Source organism: Terriglobia bacterium, assembly GCA_020073495.1.
GTDB lineage: Bacteria > Acidobacteriota > Terriglobia > Terriglobales > Acidobacteriaceae > JAIQFD01.
Map to the genome: position 1 here is coordinate 522,717 of JAIQFD010000003.1, position 17,086 is coordinate 539,802.

Consider the following 17,086-nt stretch of genomic DNA (forward strand, 5'->3'; position numbering starts at 1 on the left):
ATGCGCAAGCGTGGCCTTTGTTATTGGGGAAGAGGGACGCGGTACAGGTTGCGGTGGACGGTGACGCGGAGGAAGGCGTAGACGCCGGGCTGGCTGCTGGTGAAGATCCTGCCGGGTATGATGGTCGCTCCCTTCAAGCCGGCCAGGTCCGCCTTCGATCTGATGCCGCCTTTGGGCACCACCGGCAAGGACTGGCCGGGACCAAGTGGGACGAGAAAGCTCTGGGTATCGCCCATGCCGGCCATGATGAAGGCGAAGCTTTTTCCTCCGGGCGACCACCTTGCAGTGCAGTTCACTTCACAAAGGCGGACGGAATCGCCGCCGGCCACAGGACGAGCTTCGGTCACGTAGCGGACATCCTCTCCCTTGGTCGCGGCCCTCACCACGATCCACTTCTTGTCGGGTGAGATGTTGTGGAAACTGTAGATGGGTCCGGGCGAAACCTTGGTGCGGCCGCTGCCGTCCTCTTTCATGCGATAGACGAAATTCGTGCCCCCTTCGGCCGCGCGGAAGAACAGCTCGCCATCGGAAGCGAAAGCGGGCTGATCCTCGTCAGCGGAAGAAAAAAGCTGCCGCGGGGCAGAGCGCAGGTCGAGTGCGGCGATCCACAGGTGAGAATGGCCCTGCGGGTCGGGCGAAGCTACGGCGACGCGCTTGCCGTCGGGAGAAACACTGAACCCGGTGACGGAGAAATCGGGCAACACGCGGCGGACTTGGCCGGTCTCGAGGTTGACGGCCCGCAACTCACCGACCACAAAATCCACTCCCGGAACGCTTTGGTTCACCACGTAGTAGATCTCTTTGCCGTCGGGAGAGAATTGCGGAGCGGCGGCAAGCCCCTGCGAGGAAACCTGACGCTCGCCGCGGTCGTCGTGGACCCACAGCGTGCTTTCCGCAGACCCCACGGAGGTGATCAGGGACTGTCCGTCGGGGGCCACGGCGATGCCATCCTCTTCGCTGACTCCTGAGGTGAGCTGTTGGGGGGCGCCATCGGGAAATTTCTGCCGCCAGATGTGGTGACGTCCGCCGGCGCTGGAGACCATGTACATCCAGTTGCCGTCCGGCGACCAGGCGACACCGACGCACCCCGCCCCCGGCGGCCCCACCTGATTCCCCGCAGAGCTGCCGTCGAAAGGAACCAGCCGGCAGGGGAGCCAGGAGGTATTGTCCATCTCCGCCAGGAGTACCCACTTGCCATCGGGAGAGAGGCTGGAACGGTGCGCCATGCCGGCTTCGCGCGGGGGCACATAGACGTCGCGGCTGCCAAGCCGGCTTTCATCGCTGGTCACCACGGCCATGTGCACGCCGCTCTTGATCTCGGAAAACAGCACGTGGCGATCGTCGGTCCAGGTAAGCCCGGTGGCATTGGGCAGCATCAGACGAGGCTCCCCGCCCAGCACCGGAACCGACCAGGTATCCCAGTTGCCGATGACGCCATAGGCGACGCGCGAGCCGTCGGGAGAAAAGTGCACATCGAGTTTGACCTGGCCATCGTGGGTCAAGGCCACCGGTTCACCCTTGGGCAGCAGCTTCACGTAAACCTCACCGGCGCCGTAGAAGGTGCTGGGGCCACGAATGAAGGCCAGCATGCGGCCGTCCGGCGAGAGTGCGGGAGAAACCGCGGAATCCGCGAAGTCTGTGAGCTGAATCCAGTCGGAGGAAAGCGCCACCGCCGGTTTGCGCGGGCGCAGCCACAGGAGCGGCGCAACGACTGTCGCAGAGAACAGGATGATGGCGGCGACGATCCACGCGCCGCGATACTTTGATCTCCTGGGAGCCTCCGGCAGCGGGACGCGTCCGGAGCTGGAGTCGCGCTTGGCGCGCTTGAGATCGGCGCGGAGCTCGGCGGCCGACTGGTAGCGCACATCGCGGTCTTTTTCCAGGGCCTTGCCGATGATGTGCTCGATCTCCGGCGGGAGGTCCGGATTGAGGCGCGCGGGAGAGATCGGATCCTGGCGGAGGATGCCGTCGAAGATCACCGCCGAGGTCTGGCCGACGAAGGGCGGGCGGCCGGTGGCCATCTCGTAAAGCACGGCGCCGAAGGAGAAGACGTCCGTACGCGGGTCGAGCTCCTCGCCGCGTGCCTGCTCCGGGGACATGTAGGCGATGGTGCCGACGGCGCTGCCCGGGCTGGTGAGGTGTTCCTCACTCAGGCTGCCGGTGGGCATGGCTGAGTACACCGCTCCAGCCTTGGAACGGGACCTGGTCTTGCTGGCCAGGCCGAAATCGAGGATCTTGGCGTGGCCGGATTCGGTGACGAAGATGTTCGAGGGCTTGATATCGCGGTGGATGATGCCTTTGGCATGTGCGGCGGCGAGGCCGTCGGCGATCTGGGTGGCGAGATCGAGCAGCTCTTCGAGCGGGAGGGGGCGATGCGAGATGCGTTCCTGGAGGGTTTGGCCCTCGAGCAGCTCCATGGCGATGAATTGGCGGCCGTCGCTCTCGCCGATGTCGTAAATGGTGCAGATGTTGGGGTGATTGAGGGCGGAGGCGGACTTGGCTTCGCGCTGGAAACGTTCCAGCGCCTGGGGATCGTGGGCGACGTCGTCGGGAAGGAATTTCAGGGCGACGTAGCGCTCCAGACGCGTGTCCTTGGCGCGGTAGACCACGCCCATGCCGCCGTGGCCCAGCTTGCCGAGCACCTTGTAGTGCGAAATCGTATCCCCGACCAAAGGCGAGGCCCTCGAAGTGCGCTAATCGTATGTGCGGGGGGAGGGCAAGTCAACGCGCGATACGGCACCCACCCTAGCCAAAATCGGGCTAGGGTGGGGCACCCGCGCCGTCCATATAAATGTTGTGTGAACCTACGGCTGAAGGCGCTCAGGATGACACAGATGAAGACTTCTGGAGGGGGTAGGGGTCCCATTCGCTCCGCTCAGGGCAGGCTCTTCGACTCGCGCTTGCCAGACAAGCGCTCGCTCAGGATGACAACGGAATGCGCTAGCTGCCGACCAGGGCGGTGCGCTTAGGCAGCATCTCGCCGATGCGCTTCATGCGAGCACCGACGGCGCGGAGTTTCTCCTCGATGCGTTCGTAGCCGCGGTCGATGTGATAGACGCGGTCAATGATGGTCTCGCCGTCCGCGACCAAGCCGGCCAGCACCAGGGAGGCAGAGGCGCGCAGGTCGGAGGCCAGCACCGCAGCGGCCGAGAGCGGAGTTTTGCCGCGAACGATGGCGCGGCGTCCTTCGATCTTGATGTTGGCGCCCATGCGCACCAGCTCCCCGGCGTGCATGAAGCGGTTCTCGAAGATGTTCTCGGTGACGATCGAACTGCCTTCGGCCTGGGTAGCGAGCACCATGAACTGAGCCTGCATGTCGGTGGGAAAGCCGGGGAACTCCTCGGTGACCATGTCGCAGCCCTTGAGAGGATTGTCTCCCTGAACGCGGACGGAGTCTCCATTGTGCGTCACCTTTACACCGACCTCTTCCAGCTTATTGATGAAGGTGAGGTGCCGGGGATCGCAGCCGGCGATGATGAGGTCGCCGCCGGTGAGCGCGCCGGCGACGATGAAGGTGCCGGCCTCGATGCGGTCGGGGATGATGCGGTGCTTGGCGCCCTTCAGCCGGGAGACGCCCTTGATGCGGATGGTGGGCGTGCCCGCGCCCTCGATCTTCGCGCCCATCTTGTTAAGCAGGGCGGCGAGGTCGGCGACCTCGGGCTCACGGGCGCAGTTCTGCATGAGGGTGTCGCCGTCGGCCAGTGCGGCGGCCATCATGAGGTCCTCGGTGCCGGTGACGGTGATCCTGTCGAAGACGATCTCGCCGCCTTTCAGCCGATCCGCCGCTGCTTCGACGTAGCCGTGTTCCACGGTGATCTTCGCGCCCAGTTGCTCCAGGCCCTTGATGTGAAGATCGATGGGACGCGCGCCGATGGCGCAGCCGCCAGGAAGCGAAACGCGAGCGCGCCCGCTGCGCGCCACCAGCGGACCGAGCACCAGGGTGGAGGCGCGCATGGTCTTGACCAGGTCGTAGGAGGCTTCCGGCGAGACCAGGTTCTTCATGCACAGGGTGGTGCGATGGTGGGCGCGGCCGTAGCCCAGCTCGACCTCTCCTCCCATGGCCTCGAGCAGCTTGCGCGTGGTCTGGATGTCGCGGACGTCGGGGATGTTTTCGAGGATGACGGGTTCTTCGGTAAGGATGGCGGCGGCCATGGCGGGGAGAGCCGCGTTCTTCGCTCCGCTGACGCGGACGGTGCCCACCAGCGGGTTGCCACCACGGATCACGAACTTATCCATCGGAAAGGGGCCTCAGCAATCATTTTAGCGAGAATCGGTGCGGATTGGGGCGTGGCAAGGGGCCATGTACCTAAGCTTTCACCGGCGCTAAAGCGCAGTTCCGATAGGGACCTTATTCGCAGGCCTAAAGGCCTGCGCTTCCACCGGGGGCCAAAGCCCTAGATTGTTTTGAATGCACAAAGCAGGGCTAAGGCCCGGGCGATTTTCGAAGGCCGGTTCCTCAGGGCTAAAGCCCTGGTCATATTGGTGCGGCCGACGCGGGCCTAAAGGCCCGCTCTACCTCCTCGCTTACGGGTCTTCTTCTTTGACTGCGAATCCTTCCCCTCGATGGCTTTTCGGACGTTGCCGCGGGCGCGCTTGAGGCGACGGATGGCTTCGTCACGATTGACGCGGGCATGATTCATCACCAGGGCGGTTGGGACATTGCGGGCGTCGTGCAGGAGCTGCGCGGTGCGCGCCTGGTTGAGACCCGTGATCTGCTGCACGATGCGGAAGCCGCGCTCGACCAACTTCTGGTTGTTGAAGTGGACGTTGACCATGAGGTTGCCGTAGACGTAGCCCAGGCGCGCCATGGCGCCGGTGGAGATCATGTTCAGTACCATCTTCTGGGCCGTGCCGGCCTTCATACGGCTGGATCCGGTAAGCACTTCGGGGCCGACCTCGACCACGATGGCGAGCTGCGCGGCCTTGGCCAGAGGCGAGCCGGGATTGCAGACCAGGGCGACGGTCTTGGCACCGCGGGCGCGGGCGTATTCGACCGCAGCGACGGTATAGGGCGTGCGCCCGCTGGCGGCGATGCCGACCACGAGATCGCCTGCACCCGGTTTCCGGCCGGCGATGTCCTGCTCGCCCAGTTCGCGCGAATCTTCTTTGCCTTCGATGGCGGAGCCGAGTGCGGTCTCGCCGCCGGCGATGACGTACTGCACCTGCCAGGACTCGGTGTTGAAGGTGGGAGGACACTCCGAAGCGTCGAGGGCGGCGATGCGTCCGCTGGTGCCGGCGCCGACGTAGATCAGCCGGCCACCGTGCGACAGCGCATCGGCGGCGAGATCGATGGCCTTGGCGATCTGCGGCAGCGCCTTCTTGACCGCCTTCGCGACCTTCGCGTCCTCACCGTTGATGAGGCGCGCGATCTGCAGTGCGGTCAGGGTGTCGAGCTTGGCGGAAGCCTTGTTCGGTTGCTCGGTGCTTTGCTTGCGCGATCTGCTGGTCATTGGTTTGTCCCGGGGTCGAGCCGCGTTATGCCGCTCATGGACGATCCTCCAAACATTCGACGACGGCATCGTGAAAGCGCGGGCGGACCTCTTTGATGAGTTGCGACTTGCGGTCGGGCCAGGTGCGGTTGGTCAGGAGGGTGACCGAAAGCCGGCGCTGGGGATCTATCCAGAGCGAGGTTCCGGTGTAGCCGAGGTGGCCGAAAGAGCGCGGCGAATAATACTTGCCCGATTGTGAGGGTTGCGACGGGGTGTCCCAGCCCAGCGCGCGGGCGGAGCCCGGCGGGGAATCCTGGCGTCGGGTGAAGAGGGCGACGGTTTCCGGTCGCAGGACAGGGCGCCCGCCAGCCAGCATGCACTCGGCGAAACGGGCGACGTCTTCGGCAGGCGCAAAGGCGCCGGCGTGTCCAGCGACGCCGCCCATCACGCTGGCGTTCTCGTCGTTGACCTCACCCTGAACGACCCGGCAGCGAAACTCACGGTCATTCTCCGTGGGCGGAATGCTCCCGCGCAACGCGCCCGGGAGACAAAAGCCGGAGACACTCATGCCCAGCGGCCCGAACATCTCCCGGCTGGAGAAGGTGTCGAGGGGCTCGTCGGCGATCCTCTCCAAGGCAGCGCCGAGTACGATGAAACCAATGTCGCTGTACTGGGCGCGCATGCCCGGCTCCGCCTCGAGGGGCGCGGTAACGGCCGCACGCAAGAGCTCTGCCGGCGTCCGCGCCTGTGCGAACAATTTCACGTAGGCGGGCAGGCCGGAGGAGTGCGCCAGCAGCATACGGATGGTGACCTCGGCGCGCCTCGCATCGTGGGAGGAGAATTCGGGGACGACGGCGGAAACCGGGGCGTCCAGATCGAGCTGGCCGCGCTCGTACAAGATCATGGCCATGGTGGTGGTGGCCACGACTTTCGATACGGAGGCGAGATCGTAGATGGTGCCGGGCTGGACAGGCAGCGAGTCCTCGTCGTAAGTGAAGCGGCCGATGCCCTTGAGAGCGACCAGGCGGCCGCGGAAGGTGACCGCGGCAGCGGCGCCGGGAAAAGCGCGCAGGCGGATGCCCTCGCGCAGGACATCGAAGGCCGGGGCGAAGCGCGCGTCCTGCTGCTCGTGGTCGGGCACGGGGCGGTGTGGGCGGCGGTCGGTCGTACTGGTCAATGCAGCCTTCACTCGGGCGCTTCTGTCGCGTGTTATAACACAGGGGAATTCCCGGAAGAACGGTGCATCTGCGAATCCAAGCCCGCGCCGCCTGCCTGTTACTTGCCGCATTCGTCATTCCAGCGGCAGTGCCCGCGCTTGCCGCCGAGAACGCGCAGAGGTTTGCGTCCGTCGACGCCATCGTGGAGAAGGCGATCGCGGAGGGGCAGATCCCCGGCGCGGTGGTGGTGATCGGCCACGGCGGAGAGGTCGTCTACCGCAAGGCATTCGGCCATCGCAAGGTCACGCCACGGCGGGAGCCGATGACGCTGGACACGATCTTCGATATCGCGTCATTGACCAAGACATTCACCGCGGTGTGTGTGATGCGGATGGTGGAGCTGGGGCAAGTGCGGCTGAACGATCCGGTCGCGAAGTACATCCCGGAGTTCGCCGCCAACGGAAAACAGGACATCACGGTGCGGCAGTTACTGACGCATTTTTCCGGCCTGCCGCCCGATCTCGATCTGAAGACACCGTGGCAAGGCAAGAACGAGGCGTTGCGCCGGGCGTTCGACATCCAGCCGGAGCACCCGCCGGGGGCGCGGTTCGTCTATAGCGATATCAACGGCATCGTGCTGGGCGCCCTGGTGGAGCGGGTCTCCGGCATGGCGCTGGACAAGTATTTTGACCTTCAGGTGGCGCAGCCGCTGGGGTTGACGAGCACGCGTTTCCTTCCGCCGGCAACGTGGGTGCCGCGTATCGCCCCGGCGGACTACGCCGAGCGGGTGCTGGGAGAAGGCACGCGGATCCTCCACCTCAGGGGTACGGTGAACGACCCGACGGCGCGGCGGATGGGCGGCGTGTCCGGCCACGCGGGAATGTATTCCACCGCCGACGACCTCTCGAAATACGCGCAATGGTGGCTTGATCGCAACAAGCTGCTGGCGCCAGCGACCATGGAAAAAATGACCACGCCCCAGCAACCGCCCAACGCGACTGTGCTGAGGGGGTTGGGCTGGGACATCGATTCGCCGTACTCCAGCAATCGGGGCGAGCTGCTGCCCGTCGGCGGGTTCGGGCACACCGGTTGGACGGGAACGTCGCTGTGGGTCGATCCGCTGACGCGCACCTACATCGTGATCCTGAGCAACGCGACCCACCCCAGCGGCATGCCTTCACGGGAGATCGTTTCGCTGCGGTCGCGAATCGCGAGCGCGGTCGCGGCGGCGCTGGATCTGAAAGTCACTGGGGCAGACGAGATGAGAATGGCGAACATCACCGGCTACAACGAGGCGATGGCCGGTGGGCGAAGGCTGTCGGCGCGGAATGGCACAGTAAGAACGGGCATCGACGTGCTCGAAGAGAATGATTTTGGTTTGCTGCGCGCGGGACGTGCGACGACCCGAGTCGGGCTGCTGACCAACCAGACAGGCATGGATTCGGCTGGGCGGCGCACCATCGATGTGCTGGCGAATGCCCCCGGGATAAAGCTCGCCGCCATCTTCAGTCCCGAGCACGGTCTGGTGGGAGCGGAAGATCGAGAAAATCTTCCCGACACCGTCGATGCAGCGACCGGGATCGCCGTCCACAGCCTTTATCGCGCCGGCCAGCGGGGACGTCTCCCGGTCGAACTGCTCGATGGGGTGGACACGCTGGTGGTCGACCTGCAGGATGCGGGCGTGCGTTTCTTCAGCTATGAGGTGATGCTGGGATACATCCTGGAATCAGCGGCGCAGGCGGGCAAGACGGTGCTGGTGCTGGATCGTCCCAATCCGGTGACCGGCTCGTTCGTGCAGGGGCCAATGTGGGTGGGCGGTCCGAGGTCGCTGGTCACCTATCATCCGCTGCCGGTGCGCCACGGCATGACCATGGGCGAGCTGGCGAAGCTGTTCAACGCCGAGCGGCACATCGGGGCGAAGCTCACCGTCGTTCCCATGCAGGGATGGTTCCGGGGTGACTGGTACGACTCGACGGGGCTGGTCTGGATCGACCCATCGCCGAATCTGCGCAGCGTGACCGAGGCCACTCTGTATCCTGGCGTGGCGCTGGTAGAGGGCACGAACGTCTCCGTCGGACGGGGAACCGATACTCCCTTTGAAGTCGTGGGTGCGCCCTGGATCAACGGGCGCGAACTCGCCCAGTTTCTGAACGCGCGCCAGATCTCCGGCGTGCGCTTTGTCCCGATCGCATTCACCCCCAAGGACAGCAAGTACGCCGGGCAGCTCTGCCGGGGCGTGAACCTGATCGTCACCGGGCGCAACACGCTGGACTCACCCGAACTGGGCGTCGAGCTGGCATCGGCGCTGCTGAAGCTCTACCTGAAGGATTACAAGGTCGAGAAGATGATCGACATCCTGGCCAACCGGACGGTGTTCGATGCGATCGTGGCCGGCGCCGATCCCCGCCGCATCGCCGAGGACTGGCGCGACGACCTGGAGCGCTTCGAGCCGATCCGAAAGAAGTATCTGCTCTATCCTTGACCCAATCACCTTCGGGCTTTCGGCGTTCTTGGTGCACACAACCTTTGCATTGAAACTGGATTCATATACCGTTACAGACTTCAGGAGGCCCTATGCGTCTCGCAGCCCTATTGCTGTTCTCCGCCGCGCTGGTATTCGCCCAGGAAACGGCCTCTCCCGCCGAGCAGAGCGACGCCGATCCCGGGACCGTCGTTGTCCCCGCCGGCACCAAGCTGCCGGTCGTGCTCAAGCACGGGATCAACACCAAGACAGCGCGGTCGGGCGACCCAATCTACTGCGAGACCAACTTCCCCGTGGTAGCGAACAACCGCATCCTGATCCCGGCGGGGACCTATGTGCAGGGGAGCATCAGCAACATCAAGCGACCGGGCCGGGTGAAGGGCCGGGCCGAGGTCCTGATGCACTTCGACACCCTCATCTTCCCCAACGGCTACACGGTCGCAATCCCGGGCGCGGTGGATAACCTGCCCGGCGCCGACACCCAGCAACTGAAGGACAAGGAAGGCACGATCCAGGCGGATAGCAGCAAGGGCAAGGACGCGGCCACGATCGCGGGCACCGGCGCGACGGGCGCGGTCATCGGTTCGGTGGCGGCAGGTGGCAAGGGAGCGGGAATCGGTGCGGCGGCCGGCGGGCTGGCCGGCCTCGCCATCACCATGCTGACCCGCGGCAACGAGGTGAGGCTGGACCCGGGTACGACCGTGGAGATGGTCCTGCAACGGCCGCTGGTGCTGGAGGAAGAGCGCCTGGCGGCGTTGCCCGACCCACTGGTCCCGGCTGGGCGGCAGAACCGGCCTATGGAGCGGCCCAAACCCACGACTCCACCGAGGACGAAATAAGGCCCGAATTCTGCCGTCCGCTGCTCCAGCGCGCCATTTGGCGGCAGGCGAGCCCGTGTCAACTCCATCCTTTGCTACCATCGAGACATGGCTGTACGCACCATCTTCTCGATGGCCGAGGACTGCGCCCGCGACGAACGGCAGGGCTGGTACGAGTTCGTCCGCGACTATGCCGCCATCGCCCGCTTCCTGCTCCAGCACTATTTTCCGACGCTCGCCCCAGAGCTCGACGCACACCTGCCCGCAGTCTTCAGCCGCGCCCGCGCCAACGGCTCCGCATGGTTCTCCAGCTTCCACTTCAGCAACGAGCGCGAGTTCCTGATGGCGTTCCGCAGCCTGGTGTTCGCCAGCGGGCGGGAGCAGGAGCACGTCCCCGCGCCGCAGATCTCCCTGGAGCAGGTCTCGGAGATCATGAAGGACCTGCCGGTGGTCGAGTGCGAGATGATCTGGCTGTTCATCAAGGGTTATGAGGCAGAGAAGATAGGGCCCATCGTCAGCAACCTGGAGGGCACAGCCACGGCGGTCAAGAAGGTTGCGGACGAACGGCTGGCGGCGGTCATCCCGGGATCCACGCCGGATGCCTTCGTTCTTTCGGCGCGCGTGCTGATCGAGGCGGCGGAGAAGAAGAGCACGGACAAATGTCTCTCGCTCAAGACGTTCAACAACATCATCAACGGTCAGGTCAGTTGGCGGGAACGCGACCTCGCTGAGGAACACATCAAGGGCTGCTTGTACTGCATCGACCGGTACACGTCCTTCTGCGAGATGATCCGCATCCGCAAGGACACGCAGCCACTGCCTGAAGCCGAGATCGAGCGCGTCGTGCAAGCCATGGGAGCACCTGGGAAAAAGGCCAGGAGCCTGCTCGCGAAATTGTTTTCGTAAAACCAGCCGCCTAGGGATCCTCACAGAACGACACGGACGCAAAGAGAATCCGTGAAAATCCGCGCCTGGCGTTGGCCGGAAACCTCGGGTCAGTGCGTCGGTACGGTCAGCGGCCGATCGAGCCTGAGCTCGAGCTGCTGTCCTTTCTCCAAGGTTATATTGCGGTCGGTGAGAATGGCCGCACCGAAGCCGGCCCCCGCGCCAGCGGCCGCGCCGATAGCGGCTCCCTTGCCACCACCGCCTGCGGCGCCCGCCGCAGTACCCGCTACGGCACCGACGGCAGCAGCCTCGGCGGCGCGCCGTTTGTCGATACCGCGCTTGTTGATCTCCCCCTCGGGGCCGGTCTCCTGCTTCACCCCGTGCTCTCCGGGAACGCCAGTGACCGTGGCCGCGATGGGCATGGAGCCATGATTGGTCTCGATCTCGTTGAAGCTCAGGAGCAGCTGCGCGCGTAGGCCACGGTCCACGCTGCTGACATGGCCCTTCAGAGTCTTCCCGCGGGGGATGGTCTGGCCGTCGGGAGCCACCAGGTCCTCCATCAACTCGGCCTTGAACTTCTTGCCAGGCTGGATCTTATCGGTGTCCAGCTTGTCCTTCAGGCGGACCACGAAACGCGTCCCTTCGGGGATGGCGCTATCGCTGGCGACGGGATAGTTCGAAGGATAGGTTTGCGCCGCCGCCAACCCGCTCAACAGCAGGGCGCACAATCCCATCCATACTCCTGATGGTCTCCGCATAGGGTCCTCACTCTTGTGATGCATCAGCTAGTTGGATGAGCAGAGTCGAGGAAGGGCTGTATGGGCCAGGATAGGAAATCGAAACATCGCAAGGGAAATGCAAGGACATGGCCGGGCACGGCAGTCCATGGCCCTGCGAATACGCCCAGGTACTTTCAAAAATGAAGAAACTCTGCAACCTTGGTGGTGCAGGCGGCGTCAGATACAAGTATGACGTTCGCTCCTCCCCCACTCGGAGGACAGATGAAGAAGTGGTACATGCCCCTGGCACTGCTGGGCGTCGGCAGCCTGGGCGCGTTGCTGATCAGCGAGCGCGGCCGCCAGGCCCTGCGCTGGGTGGCGGAGAACTTTGAGCGCCACCACGGAACCTTCCAGGAGTGGAATGACGCGGCGCAGCGCGAACTGGATCGCCTCGAGGAAGCGCTGAACCGGGTCGCCGACTCCATCGAGGGCATCGAAGGAACACGGTAAGTCCCACGGTCCCGGGCGCCTCAGCCGGCGACCTGGTTGATCGTGCCCGCCATCTTGACGTCACGCTGCGTGACCCCGCCGGAATCGTGTGAGATCAGCGCCAGCTTCACCTTGTTGTAATTGATGGTGATGTCGGGGTGATGCTGCGCCGCTTCCGCGGCGTCGGCGATCCTGTTCACGAACTTCATCGCGGCGACAAAATCCGGGAATTCGAAGACGCGTTCGATCTGCTTGCCGTTCTGTTTCCAGCCGGGCAGGGAATTCAGGGCGTTGCGGACTTCGGCATCGGACAGAGTGGTTCCCATCTCACCCTCCAAAGGGGACACGTTAGCAAATCGCGGGAATGCAGGCCAGCGGCCCCGGGCTAGACGGTCGCTTTCTGAGCGTAGGCGAAGCGGATGATTTGGGAGTTGATCTCCTTGCGGAGGTCATCCCAGATGCTCTCCGGCATGGAGAGGAAAACCTTCACCACCTCGGGATCGAACTGGCGTCCCCCCCACTTCCTGATCTCCTCCCGCGCAGCCGTGAAGGGCTGTGCGGCGCGGTAGGGACGGTCGGAGGTGATGGCGTCCAGGGTATCGGCGATGGAGAAGATGCGTGCCCCCATTGGTATCTCATTGCCCTTCAACTGCCGGGGGTAGCCGGTGCCGTCGTACTTCTCCTGGTGCGAGTAAACGATCTCCGCGGCCTCGGTAAGGAAGGGGATCTTCTTCAGCATCTGGTAGCCGCGGTGAGCGTGCTCCTGCATGATGAGCACTTCCTCGGCATCGAGCTTGCCTGGCTTGCGCAGGATGGCGTCGGGAATGGCCATCTTGCCGATGTCGTGCAGGAAGGCGCCGCGGGCGATCACCTTGATGCGCTCCTGGGGGAGGCCCATGGCGCGCGCCATGGCGATGGTGAACGCGGTCACGCGTTTGGAGTGGCCTTCGGTCTCGGCGTCCTTCAGGTCGAGCGCGTCGCCCAGGGCTTCCAACGTGATGTCGTAGGAGCGTTCCAGATCGCCCATGGCCTGGCGCAACTGCTCGGTGCGGGCGGTCACCAGCGATTCCAGGTTGGACTGGTAGGCGCGATTCTCCAGCTTCAGGCGGCGGTTCTCCAGCGCCCGGCGCACGGTCGCCATCAGTTGTTCCCGCTCGAAAGGCTTAAGGAGGTAATCGTAGGCGCCGTTTCGGATGGCGGCCAGCGCAACGGAGATGTCGTGCACGGCGGTGACCATCACCACCGGCATATCGGGAAACCTTTCCTTGGAGCGCTCCAGCAGTCCGATGCCGTCCAGTTCCGCCATCATCAGGTCGGACAACATCAGCTCGAACTCGCCCTGGGCCTCCAGCACGGAGAGCGCCTCGATCCCGGATGACGCCTGCGTACAGTGGTACCCGGCGGCGTTCAGCATCGAAGAAACGATCTCCCGGATCGCGTCTTCGTCATCCACCACGAGGATATGGTCACCGTTCATCTAGGCGCGTATTGTACACGGATTTCGCGGTTCACCATCCGGGAGCCCACACGGAAGTAACAGGACTATAAGGGCTTTCCGTGATATACATCGGCTGACCTCATGTTCCTGGGCTGTTTCACCGCACCGCAGTTGGCTTCCTCTTTCCAGGCTGAGGAGTTTCTTGCCCAGGCGTCGGCAGTATTGCTACTGCTGGGCGGCGCGGTGCTGATCTACCGTTCCTTCCGCGGTCGCTACCTGCTGACCTGGATCCTGGGCTGGCTCGCCTACTTGGTGCACAAGTTTGCTGCCGCGGAAGCCGTCGGCAACCCCGGATTCCATGCGCTCTCTGCCGCCATGTATGTGGTGGCGATCACGCTGTTTGCGTTTTCCGTCTTCTATTACACCGACCGGCGTTCGCCCCTGCTCCGACTGGGCGCGTTTTCCACGTTGACGCTCGGAGCGTCGGTGGTATGGGCGTTGTGGTTCCCGGGATCCGAATACCTGCGTATCGCCCTGGTGCTCATGTACGCAGCGATCCGGGCTGCGGGCGCAATCCAATTGGCGTTGTTCTCCCGTGGGCGACGGGCGGTAGGACCGCTTCTTCTGGTGTTCAGCCTCCTGTTCCTGCACATGCACGAGCCGGGCGCCAGCGACATGGTCGCGGGATTCGACGTGGCGCTCGAACTCTTGCTCGGCATCGGCATGGTGGTCATGGTGCTCGACGACTCTCACGAGCGCGCCCGGCGGTTGCGAGTGCTGAGCGCGGTGACCACGGCGATCGCCGAAGCCCAGGATTTCATGCCCATCGTGCACACGGCACTGAAGGAGCTGAAAGGCCTGATGACCGCGCGCGCGTCATGGTTCCGGATGCTCGACTCGGACCAACTCGTGTTGGTCGACTCCCTCGGACTGAGCGACGAGTACATCTGCACCCGGCGCAGCATCCCGGTGGGGGAGAGCTTCAGCGGGCGGACCATCCAGAGCGGCAGCCCGGCTATGGTGCGTACGGGGGAGGTAGATCCCGAAACGCGCGAGCGGCTGCGGGCTGAAGGTTTCAATCACTTGCTGATGATCCCCGTCCAGGGGAAAAAGACGGTGATCGGCATTTTGAACCTCGGCATCGCGTGGTACCGCACCTACCGGGCCGACGAACTTGAATTTTTCGCTGCCATCGCCAACCAACTGGGCATCGCGGTCGAGAACCACCGGCTGTTCAGCCAGATCCTCCAATCGCAGAAGCAATGGGTCAGCACCTTCGATTCCATCCAGGATTCCGTGCTGGTGCACGACGAGAGGTTCCGCATCATCAAGGCCAACCGGGCGCTCCTGGATCGCCTGGACCTGCGGCAAAGCGCCATCATGCAGGGGACATGTGACGGACTGCTGCCCGGGGTGGGGCGCAGCTGGCAGGCATGGCAGGGATGTCCGTATTGCTGGCGCGCGTCGGAGTTTGAGACCGGTCCGGACCCGTGTTTTGGCGGGTTTTCTCAAGTCTCGACCTCCTCCTATAACGAGCAGGAATCGCGCCACGTGGGCACGGTGCACATCATCAAGGACGTCACGGAGCACCGGGCCATCGCCGAACGCTACCGCATGCTCTTCGAGCAGGTACAGGAAGGTGTGTTCATCTCGGCGCCAGATGGGCGGTTGCTCGACTGTAATGACGCCTTCGTCCGTATGCTGGGCTACGGCAGCAAGGAAGAACTTCTCAAGCTGGATATCCCCACCCAGCTTTATGCCGACCCGAAGGTGCGGTCGGCGCTGCTGGGTGAGATCGACGAGAAAGGGTACCTGCGCAGCTTTGAGATCACGCTGCGGCGCAAGGACGGCACCAGCGTCCCCGTGCTGGAGACCAGCTTCGCCCGCCGCGATGAGTCGGGGGCGGTGCTGACCTACCAGGGCTTCCTGCTCGACATGACGGAGAAGAAGCGGGCCGAGGACGAGATTCGGCGGCGCAACCGCGAGTTGTATGCGTTGAACACCATCGCGGTCGCGGCCACGCAGTCGTTCGACCTGGACGAGATCCTGAGGGTGGCGCTCGAGCAGGTGGTGGACCTGTTTGCGGCGGATACAGGCGCAATCTACCTCGCGGAGGAAGACGGAAGAACGCTGCGACGGCGGGTCGCCTCCGGGCAGCACAGTGCGCTGGCGGCCGAGCTGAAGGAGGTGGAGATCCCCGAGGAGTTCTTGAACGCAGTGCGGCAGGCCCGCGTGGAGGTGATCACGCAGCAGCATCTGCCGAACCTGCCGCCCACGGTGGCCGAGTACGTGCGCGCCGAGGGCCTGCAATCGTGGATCTGGGCGCTTCTCTGGACGAAAGACAAGGTGGTGGGGCTGCTGGGCATCGCCAGCCGGGCGCCCCGCGAATTCACCCCCGCCGACGAAAGCCTGCTGGTCGCCATCGGCCGCCAGCTTGCCACCACCATCCAAAAGGTGCACCTGTACGAAGAGACCCGCCGCGCCTACGAGGAGCTGACGCGCACGCAGGAACAGCTCCTCCAGAGCGAGAAGATGTCGGCCATCGGCCAGCTCATCTCCGGGGTCGCTCACGAATTGAACAACCCGCTGACCGCCATCCTGGGCTACGCGCAGTTGCTGGAGAACGAAGACATCCCGCTGCGCGCCCAGGATTTCGTGCAGAAGCTCTACAAGCAGGCCCAGCGCACGCACAAGATCGTTCAGAACCTGCTTTCATTCTCCCGTCAGCGCAAACCGCAACGGCAGCAGGTAGACCTCCGCCGCGTGCTGGAAGACACGCTCGCCCTCCGCGATTACGACATGAAGCTGAGCAACATCGTCGTGGGACGGGACTTCCAGCCGAACCTGCCGGACGTGCTGGGAGACGAGCACCAGTTGGAGCAGGTGTTTCTCAACATCATCAACAACGCCGCCGACGCCATGCTGGAAACGACCCGCGGGGGCACCTTCGGCGTGCGCATCTGCGCCGGCGAGGGCGAAGTCTGCGCCGAGTTCCACGACAGTGGCCCGGGCATCAAGGACGTGAAGCGCATCTTCGATCCCTTTTACACGACCAAGAGCGTGGGCAAGGGAACCGGACTGGGCCTGAGCATCTGCTACGGCATCCTGAAAGAGCACGGTGGGAGTATCCGCGCCTTCAATCACCCGGACGGCGGCGCGGTGTTCCAGGTGCGCTTGCCCGCCGTTCCGATGCCGGCAGCCCACGAGCCGCCGTTGCAGGTGGTACGGCACGATGGCCCGCTGCACGGGCGCGTGCTGCTGGTAGACGACGAGGAATCGGTGTTGGAATTCGAGCGCGAAGTGCTGCGCAGCGCCGGCGCCGAAGTGTTCGCCTTCGGCGACGCAGAGGATGCCATCAGCCGACTGCGCAACGAGAATTTCGACGCCGTCATCGTGGATGGCAAAATGCCCGGCGCCTGGAGTGGAATGGAGATCTATCACTGGATCCGCTCCAACCGTCCAGGAATGGAGAGGAACGTCATCTTCGCGGTCTCCAACGTGAATGATCCCGCGATGTGTAAATTTATCGAGGAAACCGGCGTCCCCTGCCTGACCAAACCATTCGACGTTTCCGACCTGGTCTCGGTGACGCGGAGGCTGTTACAGAAGGCGCGGGCCAAGGCGACGGTGTGAACTCACGGCAGCCCCTGTCCGAATCTCAACGAGGCT

The 17,086-nt window shown here is 64.2% G+C and carries 12 protein-coding genes; 5 read left to right on the forward strand and 7 right to left on the reverse strand.

All coding sequences use genetic code 11. The features are described from left to right. Positions 1-20: 20 nt before the first annotated feature. The 4 genes from LAN37_09655 to LAN37_09670 form a co-directional block, all read right to left on the reverse strand. Complete coding sequence (locus LAN37_09655; GenBank protein MBZ5647474.1) at positions 21-2,672, reverse strand: protein kinase; 2,652 nt, start codon at positions 2,670-2,672, stop codon at positions 21-23. A gap of 268 nt (positions 2,673-2,940) precedes the next feature. Next, positions 2,941-4,236, reverse strand: a complete 1,296-nt coding sequence (murA, locus tag LAN37_09660) for a UDP-N-acetylglucosamine 1-carboxyvinyltransferase (protein MBZ5647475.1) — start codon at positions 4,234-4,236, stop codon at positions 2,941-2,943. 263 nt (positions 4,237-4,499) lie between these two features. Then, positions 4,500-5,450 carry an N-acetylmuramic acid 6-phosphate etherase gene (gene murQ, locus LAN37_09665; GenBank protein ID MBZ5647476.1) on the reverse strand — a complete coding sequence of 317 codons (951 nt, stop codon included), beginning with the start codon at positions 5,448-5,450 and terminating at the stop codon, positions 4,500-4,502. A gap of 34 nt (positions 5,451-5,484) precedes the next feature. Next, the gene (locus tag LAN37_09670) at positions 5,485-6,606 is read right to left on the reverse strand and encodes a beta-lactamase family protein (GenBank protein ID MBZ5647477.1); all 1,122 of its coding nucleotides are present in this window, start codon (positions 6,604-6,606) and stop codon (positions 5,485-5,487) included. A gap of 116 nt (positions 6,607-6,722) precedes the next feature. On the opposite strand from LAN37_09670, the gene LAN37_09675 reads away from it, so the two are divergent. The 3 genes from LAN37_09675 (at position 6,723) to LAN37_09685 (ending at position 10,792) form a co-directional block, all read left to right on the forward strand. Beyond that, entirely contained in the window at positions 6,723-9,068 is a 2,346-nt protein-coding gene (locus LAN37_09675) for a DUF1343 domain-containing protein (protein MBZ5647478.1), read from the forward strand. A gap of 92 nt (positions 9,069-9,160) precedes the next feature. Continuing rightward, positions 9,161-9,907, forward strand: a complete 747-nt coding sequence (locus LAN37_09680; GenBank protein ID MBZ5647479.1) for a TrbI/VirB10 family protein — start codon at positions 9,161-9,163, stop codon at positions 9,905-9,907. Positions 9,908-9,994: 87 nt separating this feature from the next. Beyond that, positions 9,995-10,792: a hypothetical protein gene (locus tag LAN37_09685; protein ID MBZ5647480.1), complete on the forward strand. Its 798-nt coding sequence runs from the start codon at positions 9,995-9,997 to the stop codon at positions 10,790-10,792. An 89-nt stretch (positions 10,793-10,881) separates the two neighbouring features. Here LAN37_09685 and LAN37_09690 read toward each other — a convergent pair whose 3' ends face one another. After that, positions 10,882-11,505 (reverse strand): hypothetical protein, encoded by a 624-nt coding sequence (locus tag LAN37_09690; GenBank protein MBZ5647481.1) that lies wholly within the window; start codon positions 11,503-11,505, stop codon positions 10,882-10,884. A gap of 267 nt (positions 11,506-11,772) precedes the next feature. On the opposite strand from LAN37_09690, the gene LAN37_09695 reads away from it, so the two are divergent. Then, complete coding sequence (locus LAN37_09695) at positions 11,773-12,000, forward strand: hypothetical protein (GenBank protein MBZ5647482.1); 228 nt, start codon at positions 11,773-11,775, stop codon at positions 11,998-12,000. 20 nt (positions 12,001-12,020) lie between these two features. Here the strand turns inward: LAN37_09695 and LAN37_09700 are convergent, their stop codons facing one another. Both LAN37_09700 and LAN37_09705 read right to left on the reverse strand, forming a co-directional pair. After that, on the reverse strand, positions 12,021-12,305 hold the full coding sequence (locus LAN37_09700; GenBank protein MBZ5647483.1) for a 4a-hydroxytetrahydrobiopterin dehydratase: 285 nt from the start codon (positions 12,303-12,305) through the stop codon (positions 12,021-12,023). A gap of 59 nt (positions 12,306-12,364) precedes the next feature. Further along, on the reverse strand, positions 12,365-13,456 hold the full coding sequence (locus LAN37_09705; GenBank protein MBZ5647484.1) for a response regulator: 1,092 nt from the start codon (positions 13,454-13,456) through the stop codon (positions 12,365-12,367). Between the two features lie 102 nt (positions 13,457-13,558). Here LAN37_09705 and LAN37_09710 point away from each other — a divergent pair, with 102 nt between their 5' ends. After that, a complete protein-coding gene (locus LAN37_09710) occupies positions 13,559-17,050 on the forward strand; it encodes a GAF domain-containing protein (protein ID MBZ5647485.1) in 3,492 nt (1,163 codons plus the stop codon). Positions 17,051-17,086 lie beyond the last annotated feature (36 nt).

Excerpts from the sequence above, each read along its gene's own strand:
- murA (MBZ5647475.1), bottom strand. The coding sequence starts at position 4,236 with ATGGATAAGTTCGTGATCCGTGGTGGCAACCCGCTGGTGGGCACCGTC.
- murQ (MBZ5647476.1), bottom strand. The coding sequence starts at position 5,450 with ATGACCAGCAGATCGCGCAAGCAAAGCACCGAGCAACCGAACAAGGCT.
- LAN37_09680 (MBZ5647479.1), top strand. The coding sequence starts at position 9,161 with ATGCGTCTCGCAGCCCTATTGCTGTTCTCCGCCGCGCTGGTATTCGCC.
- LAN37_09685 (MBZ5647480.1), top strand. The coding sequence starts at position 9,995 with ATGGCTGTACGCACCATCTTCTCGATGGCCGAGGACTGCGCCCGCGAC.
- LAN37_09690 (MBZ5647481.1), bottom strand. The coding sequence starts at position 11,505 with ATGGGATTGTGCGCCCTGCTGTTGAGCGGGTTGGCGGCGGCGCAAACC.
- LAN37_09695 (MBZ5647482.1), top strand. The coding sequence starts at position 11,773 with ATGAAGAAGTGGTACATGCCCCTGGCACTGCTGGGCGTCGGCAGCCTG.
- LAN37_09700 (MBZ5647483.1), bottom strand. The coding sequence starts at position 12,305 with ATGGGAACCACTCTGTCCGATGCCGAAGTCCGCAACGCCCTGAATTCC.
- LAN37_09705 (MBZ5647484.1), bottom strand. The coding sequence starts at position 13,456 with ATGAACGGTGACCATATCCTCGTGGTGGATGACGAAGACGCGATCCGG.
- LAN37_09710 (MBZ5647485.1), top strand. The coding sequence starts at position 13,559 with ATGTTCCTGGGCTGTTTCACCGCACCGCAGTTGGCTTCCTCTTTCCAG.